General features: G+C 71.8%; 19 protein-coding genes. 9 read left to right on the forward strand and 10 right to left on the reverse strand.

Going from position 1 to position 20,559, the window contains the following annotated elements; translation table 11 throughout:
* The first annotated feature begins 3 nt into the window (after positions 1 to 3).
* The 4 genes from ACH54P_RS15590 to ACH54P_RS15605 all read left to right on the forward strand — a co-directional run bounded on the left by ACH54P_RS15590 (position 4) and on the right by ACH54P_RS15605 (position 5,428).
* The gene (locus ACH54P_RS15590; RefSeq protein WP_489913278.1) at positions 4 to 1,506 is read left to right on the forward strand and encodes a DUF7782 domain-containing protein; all 1,503 of its coding nucleotides are present in this window, start codon (positions 4 to 6) and stop codon (positions 1,504 to 1,506) included.
* Positions 1,503 to 1,928: a D-aminoacyl-tRNA deacylase gene (dtd, locus tag ACH54P_RS15595; protein WP_489913280.1), complete on the forward strand. Its 426-nt coding sequence runs from the start codon at positions 1,503 to 1,505 to the stop codon at positions 1,926 to 1,928. Before ACH54P_RS15590 ends, dtd begins: the two co-directional genes overlap by 4 nt.
* 341 nt (positions 1,929 to 2,269) lie before the next feature.
* Complete coding sequence (locus tag ACH54P_RS15600) at positions 2,270 to 3,313, forward strand: sigma-70 family RNA polymerase sigma factor (RefSeq protein WP_489913282.1); 1,044 nt, start codon at positions 2,270 to 2,272, stop codon at positions 3,311 to 3,313.
* Positions 3,314 to 3,766: 453 nt separating this feature from the next.
* Entirely contained in the window at positions 3,767 to 5,428 is a 1,662-nt protein-coding gene (locus ACH54P_RS15605; protein WP_489913284.1) for a fumarate hydratase, read from the forward strand.
* 105 nt (positions 5,429 to 5,533) lie between these two features.
* On the opposite strand, the gene ACH54P_RS15610 is transcribed toward ACH54P_RS15605, so the two are convergent.
* From ACH54P_RS15610 to ACH54P_RS15630, 5 genes are all read right to left on the reverse strand, one after another.
* Positions 5,534 to 6,202, reverse strand: a complete 669-nt coding sequence (locus ACH54P_RS15610) for a hypothetical protein (protein WP_489913286.1) — start codon at positions 6,200 to 6,202, stop codon at positions 5,534 to 5,536.
* 102 nt (positions 6,203 to 6,304) lie between these two features.
* Complete coding sequence (locus tag ACH54P_RS15615) at positions 6,305 to 7,711, reverse strand: MFS transporter (protein ID WP_489913288.1); 1,407 nt, start codon at positions 7,709 to 7,711, stop codon at positions 6,305 to 6,307.
* Positions 7,712 to 7,765: 54 nt separating this feature from the next.
* The gene (locus tag ACH54P_RS15620) at positions 7,766 to 8,203 is read right to left on the reverse strand and encodes an SRPBCC family protein (RefSeq protein WP_489913290.1); all 438 of its coding nucleotides are present in this window, start codon (positions 8,201 to 8,203) and stop codon (positions 7,766 to 7,768) included.
* A 23-nt stretch (positions 8,204 to 8,226) separates the two neighbouring features.
* Positions 8,227 to 8,748, reverse strand: coding sequence for a hypothetical protein (locus ACH54P_RS15625; protein WP_489913292.1), 522 nt, complete (start codon positions 8,746 to 8,748; stop codon positions 8,227 to 8,229).
* A gap of 4 nt (positions 8,749 to 8,752) precedes the next feature.
* The gene (locus ACH54P_RS15630) at positions 8,753 to 9,754 is read right to left on the reverse strand and encodes a helix-turn-helix domain-containing protein (RefSeq protein ID WP_489913294.1); all 1,002 of its coding nucleotides are present in this window, start codon (positions 9,752 to 9,754) and stop codon (positions 8,753 to 8,755) included.
* Positions 9,755 to 9,891: 137 nt separating this feature from the next.
* Here ACH54P_RS15630 and ACH54P_RS15635 point away from each other — a divergent pair, with 137 nt between their 5' ends.
* Complete coding sequence (locus ACH54P_RS15635) at positions 9,892 to 11,808, forward strand: putative Ig domain-containing protein (RefSeq protein WP_489913296.1); 1,917 nt, start codon at positions 9,892 to 9,894, stop codon at positions 11,806 to 11,808.
* A gap of 71 nt (positions 11,809 to 11,879) precedes the next feature.
* On the opposite strand, the gene ACH54P_RS15640 is transcribed toward ACH54P_RS15635, so the two are convergent.
* The 3 genes from ACH54P_RS15640 to ACH54P_RS15650 all read right to left on the reverse strand — a co-directional run bounded on the left by ACH54P_RS15640 (position 11,880) and on the right by ACH54P_RS15650 (position 13,648).
* The gene (locus ACH54P_RS15640; RefSeq protein ID WP_489913298.1) at positions 11,880 to 12,380 is read right to left on the reverse strand and encodes a hypothetical protein; all 501 of its coding nucleotides are present in this window, start codon (positions 12,378 to 12,380) and stop codon (positions 11,880 to 11,882) included.
* Between the two features lie 44 nt (positions 12,381 to 12,424).
* Positions 12,425 to 12,805, reverse strand: coding sequence for a DoxX family protein (locus tag ACH54P_RS15645; RefSeq protein WP_489913300.1), 381 nt, complete (start codon positions 12,803 to 12,805; stop codon positions 12,425 to 12,427).
* Between the two features lie 66 nt (positions 12,806 to 12,871).
* On the reverse strand, positions 12,872 to 13,648 hold the full coding sequence (locus tag ACH54P_RS15650; protein WP_489913302.1) for a GntR family transcriptional regulator: 777 nt from the start codon (positions 13,646 to 13,648) through the stop codon (positions 12,872 to 12,874).
* Positions 13,649 to 13,729: 81 nt separating this feature from the next.
* Here ACH54P_RS15650 and ACH54P_RS15655 point away from each other — a divergent pair, with 81 nt between their 5' ends.
* Together ACH54P_RS15655 and ACH54P_RS15660 are read left to right on the forward strand one after the other, a co-directional pair.
* Positions 13,730 to 14,947 (forward strand): APC family permease, encoded by a 1,218-nt coding sequence (locus ACH54P_RS15655; RefSeq protein WP_489913304.1) that lies wholly within the window; start codon positions 13,730 to 13,732, stop codon positions 14,945 to 14,947.
* Positions 14,948 to 15,072: 125 nt separating this feature from the next.
* On the forward strand, positions 15,073 to 15,873 hold the full coding sequence (locus ACH54P_RS15660) for a S1 family peptidase (RefSeq protein ID WP_489913306.1): 801 nt from the start codon (positions 15,073 to 15,075) through the stop codon (positions 15,871 to 15,873).
* Between the two features lie 44 nt (positions 15,874 to 15,917).
* On the opposite strand, the gene ACH54P_RS15665 is transcribed toward ACH54P_RS15660, so the two are convergent.
* Both ACH54P_RS15665 and ACH54P_RS15670 read right to left on the reverse strand, forming a co-directional pair.
* The gene (locus tag ACH54P_RS15665) at positions 15,918 to 17,018 is read right to left on the reverse strand and encodes an NAD(P)H-dependent flavin oxidoreductase (protein ID WP_489913308.1); all 1,101 of its coding nucleotides are present in this window, start codon (positions 17,016 to 17,018) and stop codon (positions 15,918 to 15,920) included.
* A 13-nt stretch (positions 17,019 to 17,031) separates the two neighbouring features.
* Positions 17,032 to 18,648: an acyl-CoA synthetase gene (locus ACH54P_RS15670; RefSeq protein WP_489913310.1), complete on the reverse strand. Its 1,617-nt coding sequence runs from the start codon at positions 18,646 to 18,648 to the stop codon at positions 17,032 to 17,034.
* 62 nt (positions 18,649 to 18,710) lie between these two features.
* Between ACH54P_RS15670 and ACH54P_RS15675 the strand changes: the two genes are divergently transcribed.
* Both ACH54P_RS15675 and ACH54P_RS15680 read left to right on the forward strand, forming a co-directional pair.
* Positions 18,711 to 19,499 (forward strand): crotonase/enoyl-CoA hydratase family protein, encoded by a 789-nt coding sequence (locus ACH54P_RS15675; RefSeq protein ID WP_489913312.1) that lies wholly within the window; start codon positions 18,711 to 18,713, stop codon positions 19,497 to 19,499.
* 75 nt (positions 19,500 to 19,574) lie between these two features.
* The gene (locus ACH54P_RS15680; RefSeq protein ID WP_489913314.1) at positions 19,575 to 20,558 is read left to right on the forward strand and encodes a Zn-ribbon domain-containing OB-fold protein; all 984 of its coding nucleotides are present in this window, start codon (positions 19,575 to 19,577) and stop codon (positions 20,556 to 20,558) included.
* Position 20,559 lies beyond the last annotated feature (1 nt).

Raw genomic sequence — 20,559 nt, forward strand, 5'->3', positions numbered from 1 at the left:
ACCGTGAGCACGCGAAGCGTACTGCCCGACCTGTCCGACGACGTCTGCGCGCGGCTGCGCGAGGCCTTCCGGCGCACCGCCTACGACGCCGACGGCGTGGTGGCCGCCCTCGGCGGCGCCGCCCACGCGGCACTGGGCCGCGGTGAGCCGGTGCCCGCGGAGCGCGCGAGCCGCGACGCCGGTGACCTGGGCACGCTGATCCGGCTGTTCCTGCTGGGCGGGACCGAGCCGGAGACGGCGGTCAAGGCCGCCTTCGCGCCGCTCTCGCCCGAGGACGCGGTCGCCGCCGGGGTGCTCGGCGCGGTCTCCGGCGGCTACCGGGCCGCCCTCGACATCCGCCCGCACGGCGACGACGAAGGCTCCTGGTGGGTCGTCTCCGACCTCGACGCCGACGTGCTCGGCACCACCGTGCCCGAGGACCACGTGCTCGGTGTCGGCCACGCGTCCCTGTCGCTGATCCGCGCGACCAGCCGCCGCCCGGTCGGCACCCTGCTCGACCTGGGCACCGGCAACGGCGTCCAGGCGCTGCACGCGACCCGGCACGCGCAGCGCGTCACCGCCACGGACGTCTCCGGGCGGGCCCTCGCGCTGGCCGCGGCGACGTTCCGGCTGAACGAGCTGGACGTCGAGCTGGTGCGCGGCGAGTGGTTCGCGCCGGTCGCGCGGCGGAAGTTCGACCAGGTCGTCTGCAATCCGCCGTTCGTGGTCGGCCCGGCGCGGGTCGACTACACCTACCGCGACTCCGGGCTGGCCGGCGACGACGCGAGCGCGCTGGTCGTGCGGCAGCTGCCCGGCTTCCTCAACGACGGCGGCGTCGGCCAGCTGCTGGCCTCGTGGCTGCACACGGGCAAGGAGGACTGGGCCGACCGGGTGAGCCGCTGGCTGCCCGCCGAGACCGACGCCTGGTTCGTCCAGCGCGACGTCGCCGACCCGGCGCTCTACGTCGGAACGTGGCTGCGGGACGCGGGCCTCGACCCGCGCTCGCCGGAGGGCCGGGCGAAGGCGGCGGCGTGGCTCGACTGGTTCGCCGCCAACGACGTCCGGGGCATCGGCTTCGGGTTCGTCACCCTGCGGCGGGCGTCCGGGCGGACACCGGCCGTCGTGTGCGAAGACCTGCGGCAGGCTTACGACGACCCGCTGGGCCCGGAAGCGGCGGGCTGGCTGGACCGCGTGGAATGGCTGCGCGAATCGGGTGATTCGCTGCTTGATGTCCGTTTTGTGGTCCCCGACACGGTTTTGCTGGAAAGCGTCGAGGAACCCGGGGACGAGGGCTGGGCGACGACGGTCCGGCGGCTGCACCGCACGGACGGTCCCGGCTGGCAGCACGAGGTCGACGAGCTGGCCGCGCGGTTGCTGGCGGGCTGCCGCGGCGCACTGCCCCTGGAGGACCTGATCGAGCTCCTCGCGGCCGCGCAGGGCCTGTCGTCCGAAGAGCTGGCGGCCGCCGCGCTGCCCGTCGTCCGCGAGCTCGTCCGGCACGGGATGCTCGTCCCGGCGGGCCGGTGAGGGCCGTCGCGGCCCGCGTCACGCGGGCGGACGTCACCGTCGACGGCGAGGTCGTCGGCGCCATCGACGAGCCGGGTTTGCTGGTACTGCTGGGAATCCACGTCGGGGACGACGCCGCGAAGGCCGCCGCGATGGCGCGGAAACTGCACGAACTGCGCGTGTTGCGCGACGAGGAATCATGCGCCACGGCGAATGCGCCGCTGCTCGTGGTGAGCCAGTTCACGCTCTACGGCGACACGAAGAAAGGGCGGCGGCCGTCGTGGACGCAGGCCGCCCGGCCGGAAGCCGCCGAGCCGTTGGTGGACGCCGTCGTGGCCGGGCTGCGCGGCCGCGGCGCCACCGTGGCGACGGGCCGGTTCGGCGCCATGATGGCGGTCTCCAGCGTCAACGACGGTCCGTTCACCGTTCTCGTAGAGGTCTAGACCACTTGGAATGTGTGCCGTGCGCCCGCGGCGCCCCCGCCGAGTGCGGCGGCGGGGACCCGGGCGGCGGTTCACTTCCTGACCGGATTCACACGGGATTCTCAGGTTTCCCGCGCCCCCGCGGTTCTCAGCAAAAGCTCAGCAATGGTCGAGCAACCGGAGCGCGCCGGCAGCCGTCTCCTTTTCAGCGAGCCGGGAACGTTTTGGATACCCGGAGCGTTGTGCCAGATGTCCAGCCAAGCCGGCCGGACCGGCGTACCGGGCTCCACAGGCCCCGGTCCGCGGGTGCGCACCCGGCGTGACCCACCGCAGCACGTTCAGCCCGTGACCGGGGAGGCAGAATGTCAGTCCAGACTCTCGAACGCGAGTCTCGCGGGATTCGTGAGCGCGCCATCCCGGCGCAAGCACTGTCGTCGTCCGAGGAGCAGCCGCTGGGCGTGGGGGCGCTCACCGACGCCGACCTCGACGCCCAGAGCCCCGCCGCCGACCTCGTCCGCGTCTACCTCAACGGCATCGGCAAGACGGCGCTGCTGAGCGCGGCCGACGAGGTCGAGCTCGCCAAGCGCATCGAAGCCGGGGTGTTCGCCCAGCACATGCTGGACACCGGGGAGAACCTCACGGCGAAGCGCCGCACCGAGCTCGCGGCGCTGGTCCGCGACGGCCACGTCGCCAAGAACCACCTGCTGGAGGCCAACCTCCGCCTGGTGGTCTCGCTCGCCAAGCGGTACACCGGCCGGGGGATGCCGCTGCTGGACCTGATCCAGGAGGGGAACCTGGGCCTGATCCGCGCGGTGGAGAAGTTCGACTACTCCAAGGGGTTCAAGTTCTCGACCTACGCCACCTGGTGGATCCGGCAGGCCATCACGCGCGGCATGGCCGACCAGGGCCGCACCATCCGGCTCCCGGTCCACCTGGTGGAACAGGTGAACAAGCTGGCCCGCATCAAGCGCGACCTGCACCAGCAGCTCGGGCGCGACGCGACCCACGAGGAGCTGGCGGCCGAGTCGGGCATCCCGGCGCACAAGATCTCCGACCTGCTCGACCACTCGCGTGACCCGGTAAGCCTGGACATGCCGGTCGGGACGGAGGAGGACGCCCCGCTGGGCGACTTCATCGAGGACTCCGAGGCGACCGACGCCGAGAGCGCCGTCATCTCGGGCCTGCTCCAGGACGACCTGCGCCGGGTCCTGGCGACGCTGGACGACCGCGAGCAGCACGTCATCCGGCTCCGCTACGGCCTCGACGACGGCCAGCCCCGCACCCTCGACCAGATCGGCAAGCACTTCGGGCTCTCCCGCGAGCGCGTCCGCCAGATCGAGCGCGAGGTCATGTCGAAGCTCCGCCAGGGCGAGCGCGCGGACCGGCTCCGCGCCTACGCCAGCTGACCGGCCACCGGGAAAGGGGCGGGTGCCACGCGCACCCGCCCCTTTCGCGTGCCCGGGCATCCGCAGGCCGGGGACCTGCGCCTCCCCGATCTGCGGGGCCACGGGGGAAAATTTTCCACGAAAAGAGGGTTTCGCCTTCACGGGGCCGGGGTAGCAATCCCTCGCCGACACCCGTTCGGCCGCGTTGACTTATGACCTACGTCACGACACATTCGTTGAGCGGCCGCCACGGCATCGGGGTGCAGACCACGCGACCGGATGTGCACGCATCCGGGCGCTTTCCCCGGGAGGTCGGGTCCGTCGGGGTGGACCCGGCCTCCCGACCAGCTTCCCGAGGTGGCCCGGCTCGCGGCCGGTCCGTGGGGTGGCCCACAGTGACCGCATGCCTCTTCGGCGTGGCCCCCGCGGCTGCGTAAGGTGCACTGATCCCGGAGCTGGCAAAGGAGCCTGGCAGTGCCGTCCACCACCACGTTTCAGCACACCGAAGTCCTGCCGCTGGGCAAGGACACCACGACCGAATACCGGCTGGTCACCGCCGAGGGCGTCGAGACCGTCGAAGCCGCCGGGCGGAAGTTCCTGAAGATCGACCCCGCGGTCCTCACCACCCTGGCCCGCACCGCCATCACCGACATCCAGCACCTGTTGCGCACGTCACACCTCGCGCAGCTGCGCGCCATCGTCGACGACCCCGAAGCCAGCGGCAACGACCGCTTCGTCGCCATGGACCTGCTGCGCAACGCCGCCATCTCGGCCGGCGGTGTCCTCCCGATGTGCCAGGACACCGGCACCGCCATCGTCATCGGCAAGCGCGGCGAAGGCGTCCTCACCGGCGGCGACGACGAGCGGGCTCTCTCCCAGGGCATCTTCGACGCCTACCAGCAGCTCAACCTGCGGTACTCGCAGATGGCGCCGGTGAACTTCTGGGACGAGCGCAACACGGGGACCAACCTGCCCGCGCAGGTCGAGCTCTACCACAAGGACGGCCAGGCCGACCCGGCGTACGAGTTCCTGTTCATGGCCAAGGGCGGCGGCAGCGCCAACAAGACGTTCCTCTACCAGGAGACCAAGGCCGTCCTGAACCCGAAGCGCCTCGCCCGGTTCCTCGACGAGAAGCTGCGCAGCCTCGGCACCGCGGCCTGCCCGCCGTACCACCTCGCGATCGTCGTCGGCGGGATGTCCGCGGAGTTCAACCTGAAGGTCGCGAAGCTCGCCTCCGCGCGCTACCTCGACACGCTCCCGACCGAGGGCTCCGAGCTGGGCCACGCGTTCCGCGACCCGGACCTGGAGCAGCAGGTCCTCGAGATGACCCGCCAGTTCGGCATCGGCGCGCAGTTCGGCGGCAAGTACTTCTGCCACGACGTCCGCGTCATCCGGCTCCCTCGGCACGGTGCCAGTTGTCCGGTCGGCATCGCCGTCTCGTGCTCGGCCGACCGCCAGGCCAAGGCCAAGATCACCGCCGACGGCGTGTTCATCGAGCAGCTCGAGCGCGACCCGGCCCGCTTCCTCCCCGACGTCACCGAGGAGGACCTGTCCGACGACGTCGTCAGCGTCGACCTCAACCGGCCGATGGCCGAGATCCGCGCCCAGCTGTCCCAGCTGCCGGTGAAGACGCGGCTTTCGCTCACCGGGCCCCTGGTTGTCGCCCGCGACATCGCGCACGCCAAGATCGCCGAGCGCCTCGACGCCGGCGAGGAGATGCCGGAGTACCTGAAGAACCACCCGGTGTACTACGCGGGCCCGGCGAAGACGCCGGAGGGCTATGCGTCCGGCTCGTTCGGGCCCACCACGGCCGGGCGGATGGACTCCTACGTCGAGCAGTTCCAGGCCGCCGGCGGCTCACTCGTCATGCTGGCCAAGGGAAACCGCTCGAAGCAGGTGACCGCGGCGTGCCAGGCGCACGGCGGGTTCTACCTCGGTTCGATCGGCGGCCCGGCCGCGCGGCTCGCGCAGGACTGCATCAAGAAGGTCGACGTCCTCGAGTACGCCGAGCTCGGCATGGAAGCCGTCTGGAAGATCGAGGTCGAGGACTTCCCGGCGTTCATCGTCATCGACGACAAGGGCAACGACTTCTTCGCCAGCACCGGCGACCCGGTGCTGCAGATCAGCTTCCGCTGACGCGCGCGAAGGCGCCCTCCGTCCTTTATGGACAGAGGGCGCCTTCACGTGGTCAGGCGGAGGGGACACCGGCCCGCCGCCGGCGCCCCGTCCTTCCCTGCTCCCTCAGCCGACGCGCTCGATCCGCGCGCGCCGGATGAGGAACTTCCCGGGCTCCCGCACCTGTTCGAAGGCCGCGTTGTTGAGCAGCGTGCAGCTGCCCGACACCGAGGTCACCTCCACCGTCGTGGACTTCGAGTTGTCCAGGTTGGTCACCTTCAGCTTCGTCCCCGCCGGGAACTGGTTGCTCGACGCCGCCGGCGCGCCCGCCTCGCCCGAGAGCGTGACGGTGGAGCCGGCGCACACGACGTCACCGGTCGCCTGGTCCTGCTTCTTCTGCTGGCCGGGTGCCTGGGCCTTGCCGGGCGCGTTGCCGGAGTTGCCGGGCGCGGCGCCGGTGCCGTTGTCCGCAGCGACGTTGCCGTTGTCCGCGGCGACGTTCGCCGTGCAGCCCGCCACCTGCCGCCGCTGCTGGATCAGGTCCACGACCGCCTGCCGGTTGGCGATCCGCGCGGCCGACTGCGCGTCCGGGTTCGCCTGCTGGCCCGCGATGAAGGTCAGGTTGTTCTGCAGTGCGGTGTCGAGTCCTGCGCAGTTCTCCTTGGGGGCTTCGGCCGCGTTGCCCGCGGGACTGCTCAGCGCGATGGCGGTCGCGGTGATGCCGGAAACGCCCAGCAACGCGGCCAGCCCGATGGTCGCCTGCTTGCGGTGCCGACCACTGCTCAACCGGGGCATGTGCCCCTCCTCTCTGATCACCACCTCACCCGGGCACACGGCCCGGTCCCGGCGGCGGTTCAGCGGAGGTCCTGACAATTTTCGACAACTTCGACGGCGAGGTCAGGTCACCGGCGCGGGATCGTGGTCCAGACCGCCTACCCGCGCCGCGGAAGCCGCTGCCCAGCGGCCCGTCGTCGCCCACCCCAGCACGAACACCACCACCCCGCAGCCCGCGACAATCCCCCACGCCACCCGCTCCGCCCCGGCCGACGGCACCGCCACCACCGCGCCGACCACCGCCACCCCCAGGGAGGTCCCCACCTGGCGGCTCGTCGACGCCACCGCCGCCGCCAGGCCTGCCCGGGAACGGGGCATTCCGGACACCGCCGCGTTCGTGATCGGGGCGTTGAGCATGCCGAAACCCGCGCCGAAGCACGCGTATCCCACCACCAGCACCGGGATCGGTGTGGCCGGGCCGATCCCGGTCAGCACCACCCCGGCCCCCGCGATCCCCACGCCCGCGAGCAGCAGCGGCAGCCGCGGTCCGCGGACGGCGACCAGCCGGCCCGACAGCGGGGCGCACACCGCCGTCACCGCCGCCATCGGCAACGTCAGCAAGCCCGCGTGCAGCGCGGAGAACCCGCGGGTCTCCTGCAGGTACAGCGTGTTGAGGAACAGGAACCCCGACAGGGCCGAAAACCCGGTGACCGCGGTGAGAGTGGCGCCGGAGAACGGGACGCTGCGGAAGAACCTGAGCTCCAGCAACGGTTCGCGCCGCCGCCGTTCGTACGGCAGCAGCACCGTCAGCGCCACCGCGGCGAGCGCGAAGCAGGCCACGATCCGCGGTGAGCCCCAGCCCGCGCCGCGGCCTTCGATGATCCCGTAGGTGAGCGCGGCCAGCAGGACGGTCACCAGCAGCTGCCCCACCGGGTCGAGCCGGCGGGGGTGCGGGGCGCGGGACTCGGGGACGAACAGCGCCGTCAGCACGATCGCGGCCACCCCGACCGGGACGTTGATCCAGAAGATCGACCGCCAGCCGGCCCAGCCGACGAGCGCGCCGCCGACCACCGGGCCGATCGCCAGGCTCAGGCCGACCACGCCGGCCCACACGCCGATCGCGCGGGCGCGCTCGCGGGGCTCGGTGAAGATGTTGGTGACGATGGACAGCGCGACCGGGTTGAGCATCGACCCGCCGATCGCCTGCAGCGCGCGGAACGCGATCAGCAGCCCGACGTCCGGTGCGAGCCCGCACAGCAGCGAGCCGAGGCTGAACAGCGCCAGCCCGGTCTGGAACGTCCGGCGGCGGCCGATCCGGTCCGCGGTCGAGCCGGACAGCATGAGCAGGCTCGCCAGCACCAGCGTGTACGCGTCGATCGTCCACTGCAGACTCGACACGGACGCGCCCAGCTCGTGGCGGATCGACGGCAGCGCCAGGTTCACGATCGTGTTGTCGAGCCCGACGATGAACAGGCTCAGGCAGCAGACGGCCAGGACCACCCGCCGCCGGACCGGCTGACGCACACGCACCCCAAATTAGTTGCCAGTGACAATATTAAGCACTGTACAACTAATTTGCCGGGGTCAGCCCGGGAAGAGCTCCGTGAGCCGGGCCAGGGTCTTCTCGATGCTCTCGGCGTTCTTGCGCGGGAACGGGCTGAGGCTGATCGCGAGCGGGAACTTCGCCGTCGACCAGTCGAACGTCTCGGTGACCTCGGTGCGGCCGTCGTCGAGGGGCTCGAGGCGCCAGCGCCAGCGGTGGCCGTTGAAGTGCCGCCAGGCGATGAGCCTGCCCTCTTCGAACTCGACGACGGTGTTGAGGATCTTGTACGACGCGCCCAGCTTCATGTCCATGCCGAACTTCGCGCCGAGCGTGAGCCGGTCCGGGCCGCCGGACTGGGCGGCCCGGACCGTGCCGGACCCGTCGATGAGCGGGTGCTGGGCCGGATCGGCGAGCAACCCGAAGATCTTCCCGGGCGGCGCGGCGACGATCGCGGTGCGTGAGACCTGGCGGCTTCCCATCACCCGAGCCTAGGCCAGGGTGATCACTTCGGCGGCGTGGTCTTCAGCACCACCGTGCGCTGGTCCAGGGGCGCGGCCAGCGCGACCGAGATCACCGGGTACCGGATGTCCATCGTGCACATCTGGCCGGTCTGCGCCTTGGTCTCGCTCAGGTTGACGACGACGTGGTCCCCCGCCTGCTCGGCCGCTTCGCCGAGCGCGTGGCCGCAGCCGCCCTCCTGGGCGCGGATGTTGAGGACGGTGCCGCCGTTCGCCGTCCACACCTCGCGCGGGAACCCGGCAGGCAGCGCGGTCGCGTCGATCTTGTCCGCCGGCACGGGCGCGCTGCCCTCGGGCACGGTGAGCCGGGGCTTGCCCGGCGGGTTGGCCGACGGCGACGTCGGCAGGACCGATCCGGTCGGTGACGGCGACGTCGACACGCTGCCGGTGGGCGCCGCGGAGTCGCCCACGGCGGCGGGCTGGTCACTGGGCATGTCCCGGCCGGCGCAGGCCGTCGCCATCAGCAGGAGCGCGCCTGTCCCGACCACCTTCGCTAAGTACCTCATGCGGTCAGGACGGAGCGGGGGCGAGGGCGGGTTGCACCGGCGACGGGATCCAGTCGTTGCGGGTGGCGTGCAGCGCGAGCTGGAAGCGGTTGGCCGCGCCGGTGCGGGCCATCAGGTTCTCCAGGTAGCGGAACACCGTCCGGCGGCTGACGCCGAGGACGCGCGCGACCTGGTCGTCGGTGAGCCCGGCGGCGAGCAGGCCCAGCAGCCGCCGCTCGCTGGGCCGGACCGGCGTGCCGGGCCCGTCGGCGGCCAGCCCGAGCGGCAGCGCGGCGCGCCAGCACAGGTCGAACAGCCCGGCCAAGGCGTCGAACAGCCCGCTCGGCCGGATCAGCAGCACCGTGCGGTCCTCGCCGGAGACGACCGCGCAGGCGTCGTCGACGATCAGCAGCTTGACCGGCACCTCCGGCAGGATCCGGGCCTCCTCGCCGGCCTTGCCGCACGGCAGGACGTTCTCCGCGACGTACTCGGGCCGCTCGAGCGCGAAACGGGCGTAGACCGCCCGGTAGCGGACCCCGCGGGCGAGGTTCTCCAGCTCGACCTCGTTGGCGTCCGCGTCGGCGTGGTACGGCGGCGAGTCCAGGCCGCGGACCTCGGCGCGGGCCGCGCGTTCCAGCTGGCGGACGCGCCCGGCCGCGGCGGGACCGCTCACCACCTCGATCAGCTGGGCGGCCCGGCCGTCGGGCGGCCACCGGTGCTGCTCGAACACCCGGGTCACGGCGAGCCGGGCACGGGCGAGCTCCGCCTCGCGGCGGCGGCTCAGCACCTCCAGCGCGGCCTCGGGCCGCAGGGCGCACACCGGGGAGCCGGGCCCGTCGACCGGCGCGGCGAGGCCGTGGTCGATCAGCGCGGCGACGGCGCGGCCGACGTCCCCGGGTTCGCGGCCCGTTCGCGCGGCCAGGATTTCCGTCGAACCGGGGCCCGACGAAAGTAGGGCGAGGTAAAGCTCGGCTTCGTCCGGTTTGAGACCGAGCGTCAGGAGATGGCCGGTTGTTTCCGGGACCATTCGGGGGCACCTCCGCCGGGCGGGCCGACACAATTGCGCCACTGACGCCGGCGCGTCACCGGCGAGGGTCCCCGGACTGTAGACAACGGAACACCCGGGTTTAACCGGCGTTCGTAGGAATCTCCCTGGGAGGGATCGTGTCCCGTTCGGCTCGAAGAATCCTCGCCACGGCCGGTTTCGCGGCTCTGGCACTGACCGCACCCGCACTCCCCGCCGTGGCGGCGCCCGCCGCCGCGCACCCGGTCGCGCACGTGTGCGACCAGACCGTGAAGCCCGGCATGGCAACGTGTTTCGCGGAACGCCAGACCGACACGCTGCGGGCGCTGCTCGCCCCGGACGCCCTGCCGAGCGGCTACGGGCCCTCGGACCTGCGTTCCGCGTACAACCTCACCGCAAGCGGCAGCGCGTCGGCCACCGTGGCCATTGTGGACGCCTACGACGACCCGAACGCCGAATCGGACCTCGCGTCCTACCGGTCGACGTACGGGCTGCCCGCCTGCACCACCGCGAACGGGTGCTTCAGGAAAGTCAACGAAAACGGGCAATCGAGTCCATTGCCGACGGCCGACAGCGGCTGGGCGGGAGAGATTTCGCTCGATGTGGACATGGTTTCGGCGATCTGCCCGAATTGCCACATTCTTCTCGTCGAGGCGAGCCAGCCGAGCATGACCGATCTCGGCACCGCGGTGAACAGCGCGGTGGCGCTGGGCGCGAAGTTCGTCTCCAACAGCTACGGCGGCGGCGAGGACGGCAGCGAGAACTCCTACGACTCCAGCTACTTCCACCACGCCGGCGTCGCGATCACCGCGAGCACCGGTGACGACGGCTACGGCATCAGCTACCCGGCCTCTTCGCAGTACGTCACCGCGGTCGGCGGGACGTCGCTGAGCCGCACCGGCACCGCCCGCGGCTGGGGCGAGACGGCGTGGAGCGGCGCCGGCAGCGGCTGCTCCGGCTCGGTGGCCAAGCCGGCGTTCCAGAACGTGACCACCGGCTGCGCCAAGCGCGCGGTCGCGGACGTCTCGGCGGTGGCCGACCCGCAGACCGGCGTCGCGGTCTACCAGACCTACGGCGGCAGCGGCTGGGCCGTCTACGGCGGGACCAGCGCGTCGGCGCCGATCATCGCGTCGGTGTACGCGCTGGCCGGCACGCCGGGGGCGGCCGACACCCCCGCCGCGTACCCGTACTCCCACACCGGCTCCCTCTACGACGTGACGTCCGGCAGCAACGGCAGCTGCTCGACGAGCGTGCAGTGCAAGGCGGGCGCGGGCTGGGACGGCCCGACCGGGCTCGGCACGCCGAACGGCACGGCGGCGTTCACCGCGGGCACGACGTCCGGCGGCGTCACGGTGACCAACCCGGGCAGCAAGACCGGCGTCGTGGGGACCTCGGCGAGCCTGCAGCTGAGCGCGTCGGGCGGCAGCGGCGGCTACACGTGGACGGCGAGCGGCCTGCCCACCGGGCTTTCGCTCGGCTCCGGCGGCCTGATCTCCGGCACGCCCACCACCGCGGGCACGTATTCGGTGACCGCGACGGCGAAGGACTCCGCCGGGGCGACCGGCAGCACGACCTTCACCTGGACGATCACGTCGTCCGGCGGCGGCTGCTCCGGCCAGCTGCTGGGCAACCCCGGGTTCGAGGGCTCCGGCTCGTGGACCACGACCAGCGGCGTGGTCAGCACGTCGTCGTCCGGTGAGGCGCCGCACTCCGGCAGCTACCTCGCCTACCTCGACGGCTACGGCAGCTCGCACACCGACACGGTCTCGCAGCAGGTGAGCGTTCCGGCCGGGTGCCACGCGTCGCTGTCGTACTACCTGCACGTCGACACGGCCGAGACGACGACGTCGACCGCCTACGACAAGCTGACGGTCAAGGCGGGCTCGACGACGCTGGCGTCGTACTCGAACCTCAACGCGGCGAGCGGGTACCAGCTGCGCACCGTCGACGTCTCGGCGTTCGCCGGGCAGACGGTGACGCTGACCTTCAGCGGCGTCGAGGACTCGTCGCTGCAGACGTCGTTCTGCCTCGACGACACCGCGCTGACGGTGAGCTGACGGTGGTCTGGGAGGGCCGCTCCGGGCATCCCGGAGCGGCCCCGCCCAGCGTCCGCGGGGTCACCCCCGGGTCAGCCCTGGTGGAGGACGACCGTGCGCGTGCCGAGCGGTTCGGCGAGCGCCAGGGGGATCTTGATCTCCTTGATGTAGTCCGGGCACAGCTGGCCCTTCGGCGCGGTGCTGACGGTGACCAGCACGGTCACCTGCTGCGCCGTCTGGTCGCCGACGCGCGCGGAGATGCGCCGGCAGCCGCCCTCTTCGGCCTGCAGGATCAGCGTCCGGCCGTCGAGGCTGCGGAAGAGGCTGCGCGGGTAGCCCTCAGGCAGCCCGCGGGCGTCGACCTGCGTCTCGGCGACGACGTCGTCCCCCGGCGCGATGCCCTGCGTCGGCCGCCCGACGGTCTGGGACGGCGGCGGCCCGAGGGTCGGCGTCACGGTCCCGGGCACGCTCGACGACGTCGTGGGCGTCTCCGGCCCGGTGCTGCCTCCGGCGGCACCCCCGGAACCGGCCGCGCAGGCGGTCACCGTGAGCAGCAGCAGGCCCGTCCCCAGCAGTTTCACCGTGGTGCGCATACCTGCCAGACGGAACAGGCGCCCCGCGGGTTGCATCCCGCCGGTCAGAGGCGTCCCGCGGCGACGAAGACGCACACGGCGAGGAGCACGGCGTTGATCCCGGCGTTCCGCCATTCGGCCGGCTTGTGCTGCACGACGGCCAGCCGGCCGTGCATCGCCATGGCGCCCACCATGACCACGGCCAGGCCCACCGCCGCCCAGCCGGTCAGCGCCGGGGCGATGCCCAGCAGCACCGGCAGGATCAGTCCGGCGACGGCGAAGAGCTCGCAGATCGCGGTGAACCGCACCACGGGCAGCGGATACGCGGCGGCCCCGGTCTGGCCGGTTTCGAGCAGCCGCTGCCGCGACATCGTCGACTTGAGCGCGCCGGACAGCGCGAAGATCGCGGCCAGCAGGATCTGCCCGGTCCAGAGTGCGGCGTTCATGGTGTCCTCCCGTGCGTGTGTGGTGCGGGAGGAACGAGGACGCCACGCGGAACGTGACAGGATCGGTCAGTCCGTGCGGCCCAGGCGGGTCATGAAACTCAGCCGGTCACCCCGGTAAAGCGACCGCACCCGCTCGAACGGCACCCCGTCCGGCCCCCACGTCACCCGGTGCGTCAGCAACATCGGCAACGCCGGGTTCGTCCCGATCAGCAACGCCTCACGCGGCGTCGCCAACACGGTCTCCACCCGCTCCTCGGCCCCGTCGAACACCACGCCGAGCTGCTCGCTCAGGCACGCGTAGAGCGACTGGCCCGGGTTGAAGACCTCCATCAGCGTCGGGAACCGCTCGGCCAGGAGGTAGGTCGACTCGAGGCCGACGCGCTCTTCGTCGGCCAGCAGGACCCGCTCGATGTGGATCACTTCGGCGTCCGAGGTGACCTGCAGGTCGGCCGCCAGCGCGCTGCCCGCGAGGCGCCGCTCCAGCGTGATCACGTTCCGGCCCGGCCGGATGCCCTGGCGGCGCAGCCCCTCGGTGTAGCTGACCAGCGCCAGCGGCTGGACGAGCTTCGGGCCGGCGACGTACGTGCCGCTCCCCTGGCGGCGGCTGAGCCTGCCCTCGAGCACCAGTTCCCCGACCGCCTGCCGTACGGTCGCCCTCGACACCTCGAAGCGTTCGCACAGTTCCCGTTCCGTGGGCAGCACCGCGCCTTCCCCCAGTTCCGCGATCACCGCCAGCAGTTCGACCTTGACCGCGTAGTAACGCGGGACACGGCCGTGCTCGGGAATCCCGTCGAGGACGGGACCGTCGGCGGACAGGCGGGAATGGCGTGAAGGGGCGGGCACGGAATCGACCCTATTCGTTTCCCCGTGCGCCGTGGTTCGCTGTGGCGCGTAACACGGCCGACCCCCTGGAGGATCACCCGGATGCGCTCCGCACCACTGGCCCGGCGGCTGGGCCTGCCCGACGCCGTTTTCCTGGGCCTGGGCTCGATGATCGGGGCCGGCGTGTTCGCCGCGTTCGCCCCGGCGGCGAAGGCCGCGGGAGCCGGGCTGCTGCTCGCGCTCGTCGTCGCCGCCGTCGTCGCGTACTGCAATGCCACGTCTTCGGCGCGGCTGGCCGCGATTTATCCGGAATCCGGCGGCACCTACGTTTACGGCCGGGAAAGGCTCGGTGAATTCTGGGGCTACCTGGCCGGCTGGGGATTCGTCACCGGGAAGACGGCCAGTTGCGCCGCGATGACACTGACCGTCGTCGCCTACGCGGCGCCGGGGGCCGGGCAGCCGTGGCGGAGCGTGCTCGCCGTCGCGGTGGTCGCCGCGCTGACCGCCGTCAACTACTTCGGGGTGCACCGGTCCGCGCTGGCGACCCGGGTGATCGTTTCGTGCACCCTGCTCGTGCTGACCGCCGCGGCGGTGTCGATGGCTGCCGGACCGGGCGCCGGCGGCCCGCTCGTCGCCTGGCCCGGGGCCGGCGGTGTCCTCGAAGCGGCCGGGCTGCTCTTCTTCGCCTTCGCCGGGTACGCGCGGCTCGCGACGCTCGGCGAGGAGGTCCGCGACCCCGCCCGGACCATCCCCCGCGCCATCCCGCTCGCCCTCGGCCTCACCCTCGTCGTCTACGCCGCGCTGGCGGTGCTGCTGCTCGTCCGGCTCGGCCCGGCCGCGCTCGCCGCGAGCCCGGACCCGATCGCGGCGGCCGTCCCGGGGTGGCTCGCCCCGGTGGTGCGGGTGGGCGCGGCGCTGGCGGCGCTCGGCTCGCTGCTCGCGCTCATCCTCGGCGTCTCCCGCACGACGCTGGCGATGAGCCGCGACGGCCACCTCCCCCGGTTCCTCGCCGCCGTGCACCCGCGCTACAACGTGCCGCACCGCGCCGAACTCGGCGTCGGGCTCGTCGTCGCCGTGCTCGCCGCCTCGCTCGACCTGCGCTCCGCGATCGGCTTCTCGTCCTTCGCGGTGCTGGCGTACTACGCGGTCGCCAACGCGGCGGCGCTGACGCTGCCCGGCCGGGCCCGGATCGTGGCCGGCCTGGGGCTCGCCGGGTGCGTGGTGCTGGCCTTCAGCCTGCCCCTGCCTTCGGTGCTGGCGGGCGGCGCGGCGCTGTTGCTGGGCGCTTCGGCCTACGGCGTTCGTCGGATCCGCCGGTGAGAAATCACCCAACCGCCCGAAAGATCCGAAGAAAGTTGGTTGTCCGGGTACGCGAGCACCTGGTGTAGTCATGGGGCCGCCGTCGGCAATAGCTTCCACTGTGGACACTGGAAGGACTGATCCCCTTGGCTCCCAAGCGCTGGTTCACCCTGCTCAGAAACGTCACCACCGCCGTGGCCGCGGTCGCCGCGGCCGCGTCGTTCGCCACTCCGGCGATCGCGGCCCAGCCGCCCTCCACCGACGTCGTCGGCGGGACCCGGGCCGCCCAGGGCGAGTTCCCGTTCATGGTGCGGCTGTCGATGGGCTGCGGCGGCGCGCTCTACACCAACCAGATCGTGCTGACCGCCGCGCACTGCGTCAGCCGGACCGGGGCCAACACCTCGATCACGGCGACCGTCGGCGTGGTCGACCTGCAGAGCTCGAGCGCGCAGAAGATCCGCTCGACCTACGTCTACCAGTCCCCCACCTACGGCACCTCGACCGGCGGTGACTGGGCGCTGATCAAGCTGGCCAGCCCGGTGAGCGGCCTGTCGACGCTGCCGATCGCGACGACGTCGGCCTACAACACCGGCACGTTCACCGTCGCCGGCTGGGGCGCGGCCCGCGAAGGCGGCGCGCAGCAGCGGTACCTGCTGAAGGCGACCGTCCCGTTCGTCTCCGACAGCACCTGCCAGGCCCAGGGCGGCAGCTACCCCGACCTCATCCCGAGCGCCGAGATCTGCGCGGGCAACCTCACCGCCGGCGGGGTCGACACCTGCCAGGGCGACTCCGGTGGCCCGATGTTCCGCCGGGACAACAACAACGCCTGGATCCAGGTCGGCATCGTCTCCTGGGGTGACGGCTGCGCCCGGCCGCACGCCCCCGGTGTCTACACCGAGGTGAGCACGTTCGCGTCGAAGATCGCCGCGGCCGCCTCTTCGCTGTAACCGCTTTCGCACGAAAAGGGGCCCCGCCACGGCGGGGCCCCTTTTCAGCGGGTCTTGTCCAGCCGCGACAGTGCTTCTTCGTAGCCGGTGACGAGTTCGGCGACGACGTCGGCCACCGGGCGCACCCGGTTCATCCGGCCGACGATCTGTCCCACCGGCATCGACACGACGCTGGGGTCGTTCGCCGCGTGGATCCGGTTGTGGGCGTGGGAAACCAGCAGGTTCTGCAGCGGCATCGGCAGCGGCTCGGGCGCGTCCGCCGCGGCCCACGCCTCGGTCCAGCGGGTCTTCAGCAGCCGGGCGGGTTTGCCGGTGTAGATCCGCGTCCGCACGGTGTCCGACGACTTCGCCGCGACGAGCGCCTGCTGCATCGCCACGGACTCGCCCATCGTCTGCAGGTACTCCTCGGTGGCGAGCCACATCGAGCCCATCCAGACGCCGGACGCGCCGAGCGCGAGCGCCGCGGCGACCTGGCGGCCGGATCCGATCCCGCCCGCGGCGAGCACCGGGACGTCGACCGCGTCGACGATCTCCGGCACCAGCACCATGGACGCGATCTCGCCGGTGTGCCCGCCGGCCTCGTACCCCTGGGCCACCACGAAGTCGACGCCGTTTTCGACGTGCCGGACCGCGTGCTCGGCCTTCCCGGCGAGCGCCGCCACCGGGACACCGCGCTCGTGGCACTGGCCGATGACGTCGGCCGGCGGCGAGCCGAGCGCGTTGGCGATCAGCTTGATCGGGTGGTTCAGCGCGACCTCGACGTGCGACCGGGCGACCGAGTGCAGCCAGCCGAGCACGCCCGCGCGCTCGTCGGTGTCGTCCGGCAGCGGCGGCACCGAAAGGTCCTTCAGCACCCGGTCGACGAACGCGCGGTGCCCGTCCGGGATCAGCTTCGCCAGGTCGACCTGGGTGCCCTCGGCGGGCACCTTCGCCGGCATCACGATGTCGACCCCGTACGGCTTCCCGCCGGTGTTCTCGTCCATCCAGGTGAGCACCCGGTCGAGCTCGGCGGCGTCGTTGAACCGCACGCAGCCGAGCACGCCGAGCCCGCCGGCGCGGCTGAGCGCCGCGGCGACGTGCTCCGACGGGGTGAACCCGATGATCGGCAGGTCGATGCCGAGCCGGTCGCACAGGGGTGTCCGCACTCTGGTGTCCTCCTCAGACGGGCTGGGCCGCGGCCGGTTCGTGCTCCGCGGCGTAGCGCTGGGCCCACGGGTAGTCCGGTTTGCCGCTGGGCGAGCGGCCGATCTCGCCGGTCAGCCAGACGGTCCGCGGCACCTTGTAGCCGGCGATCTCGCCGCGGACGTGCGCCTCGATCGAGGCGAGGTCGGGCTCGGCGCCGTCGCGCAGCTGGACGACCGCGGCGACGCGCTGGCCGAGCCGCTCGTCCGGGATGCCGATGACGAGCGCGTCGAAGACGTCGGGGTGGGACTTCAGCGCCCCTTCGACCTCTTCCGGGTAGACCTTCTCGCCGCCGGTGTTGACGCACTGGGAGCCGCGGCCGAGCAGCGTGACCGTCCCGTCCTCCTCGTAGCGGGCGTAGTCGCCCGGGACGACGTACCGGACGCCGTCGACCTCGACGAAGATCTTCTTGCTCTTCTCGGGATCGCCGTAGTACCCGAGCGGGACGTGCCCGCGGCGGCCGATCAGCCCGACCGCGCCGGGCTTCTTCTCGACGACGTGGCCGTCGTCGTCGAGCAGGATCGCGTCCTGGCCGAAGGTGACGCGGGGGCCGGCGCTGTGGTCGGAGTCCTTGCCCACCATGCCGATCCCGGTGAAGCCGCTTTCCGACGAGCCGATCGCGTCGGTGATCACGGCGTGCGGCACGAGCTCGACGAACTCCTGCTTCACCGACTGCGAGAACAGCGCGGCGTGGCTCGACACCGCGACGATCGACGACGCGTCGTAGTCGCCCTCGCGGAAGGCCTCGATGAGCGGGCGCGCCATCGCGTCGCCGACGATCGTGAGGACCTGGACCTTGTTGTCCTGCACGGCTTTCCAGATTTCGTGGGCGTCGAAGCGCGGCACGAACACCACCGGGCTGCCGGTGAACAGCGCGCCGAAGGCGGCCCACTGCGCGGCGCCGTGGATCAGCGGCGCGGCGGGCAGCCGGGTCAGGCTCCCGGCCTTGCCCTGCTCGGCGAGCGTCCACTCGTCCGGGATGTATTCGCCGGTGACGAAGTTGATCCCGCCGCCGAGGGCGCGCCAGACGTCCTCCTGCCGCCAGAGCACGCCCTTCGGGTAGCCCGTGGTGCCGCCGGTGTAGAGGATGTAGAGGTTGTCGCCCGACCGCTCTTCGAAGTCGCGCTCGGGGCTTCGGGCTTCGAGTGCGGCTTCGTAGTCCACGCCGCCGTAGCTCTCGTAGTCGCCGTCACTGCCGTCGTCGATCACGACAACGTGTTTCAGTTTCGGCGTCTCGGGCAGGACGGCGGCGACCTTGTCGGCGTAGCCGCGTTCGTGGACGAGGGCGACGAGCTCGGCGTCGGTGAACAGGTAGACGAGCTCGCCGTGCACGTAGCGGTAGTTGACGTTGACGGCGATCGCGCGCAGCTTGTACGCGGCGATCATCGCCTCGAGGGCCTCGATCGAATTGCGGGAATAGACCCCGATGTGGGAACCGCGTCCCACGCCGTGCGCGGCGAGGTGGTGGGCGAGCCGGTTGGCCCGCGCCTCCAGTTCGGCGAAGGTGACCCGCCGGTCGCCGCACACGACCGCGACGCGCTCCGGCACGGCGTCGACGGCGTGCTCCAGAAGATCCGCGATGTTGAGTGCCACGCCCTCAAAGTAGAACATGTTATCGTTCTGGGCAATGGCACTGCTCCTTCAGGAGGTTTTCCGTGGGCGAACCGCACGCGCTGGTCTCACAGGAGGGGCAGACCCTCGTCGTCACGATGAACCGGCCCGAGGCGCGCAACGCGATCACCGGCGAGATGATGGAGATCATGGTCTCCGCCTGGGACCGGGTGGACGCGGACGACTCGATCCGCAGCTGCATCCTGACCGGCGCGGGCGGGGCGTTCTGCGCGGGCGCGGACCTGAAGTCGATGTCCCGCAACTCACCGTCGGAGTCGTTCGCGTCGGGCAAGTTCGACCCGTCGCGCATCCCGGGCCTGCTGAAGGGGCGTCGCCTGACGAAGCCCCTGATCGCGGCGGTCGAGGGCCCGGCGATCGCGGGCGGCACGGAGATCCTCCAGGGCACGGACATCCGGGTGGCGGGTGCTTCCGCGCGCTTCGGGGTGTCCGAGGCGCGCTGGGGGTTGTTCCCGATGGGCGGGTCAGCGGTGCGGCTGCCGCGCCAGATCCCGTACACGGTGGCGGCGGACATCCTGCTGACCGGACGTCACCTGTCGGCTTCGGAGGCGCTGGCCATCGGCTTGATCGGTCATGTGGTGCCGGACGGACAGGCTCTTTCTCGCGCTCTGGAGCTCGCCGCACTGGTGAACGCGAACGGGCCGGTCGCGGTGCGGGCGATCCTGCGGACGATGCGGGACACCGAGGGGTTGCACGAGGAAGAGGCCTTCAAGCTGGACTCCCAGTACGGCATCGAGGTGTTCGCGTCGGAGGACGCGAAGGAGGGGCCGCGGGCGTTCTCGGAGAAGCGGAAACCGGACTTCCAAGGCCGCTGACTTAGAACGCGTTCCATCGGTATCGAACCGCCCAGCGGAGGAACCTTGTCGACCGAACAAGAACATGTTTCACTCATGAGCGTGACCGAGACACCACTGGCGGCACCCCTCAACGTCGGCTTCGACTACACGCGCTCGACCGGTCCCGTCCTGGGCCGCTTCGTCAATGCGCTGCGCGAGCACCGCATCGAAGGCATCCGCGGCAGCGACGGGCGCGTGCACGTTCCCCCGGTCGAGTACGACCCCGTGACCGCCGAACAGCTCAGTGAGTTCGTGCCGGTGGGCGAAGAGGGCACCGTCGTCTCGTGGTCGTGGTGCGCGCGGCCCCTCGACGGGCAGCCGCTCAGCCGGCCCTTCGCCTGGGCGCTCGTCAAGCTCGACGGCGCCGACACCGCCATGCTCCACGCCGTCGACGCCGGTGACCCCGGGAAGATCCACAGTGGACAGCGGGTCCGCGTCCGGTGGGCCGGCGACGCCGTCGGGCACATCCGCGACATCGCGTACTTCCTGCCCGTCGACGCCGAGGACACGACGCCGACCGAGCCCGCGCCCCCGGTCGCCGAGCGCGAAGAAGGCGCCCCGGTCAGCGTGGTCATCACCCCCGTGCACCTGAAGTACACGCACTCCGCGTCGCCCGAGGAGAGCCGCTACCTGCGCGGGCTCGCCGAGGGCAAGCTCATCGGCCAGCGCTGCCCCGCCTGCGGCAAGGTCTACATCCCGCCGCGCGGTGCCTGCCCGACCGACGGCGTGCCGACCACCGACGAGGTCGAACTGCCCGACACCGGCATCGTCACGACGTTCTGCATCGTCAACGTCCCGTTCCTCGGCCAGCGGATCAAGCCGCCGTACGTCGCCGCGTACATCCTGCTCGACGGCGCCGACATCGCCTTCCTGCACCTCGTGCTCGGCTGCGACGCCCAAGACGTCCGCATGGGCCTGCGCGTGCGTGCCGCCTGGAAACCCCGCGAAGAGTGGTGGACGTCGCTGGAGAACATCAGCCACTTCGAGCCGACCGGCGAGCCGGACGCCGCCTACGAAACCTTCGCCCACCACCTGTGAG

The sequence above is a fragment of the Amycolatopsis sp. N2S4-7 genome, assembly GCF_058119595.1.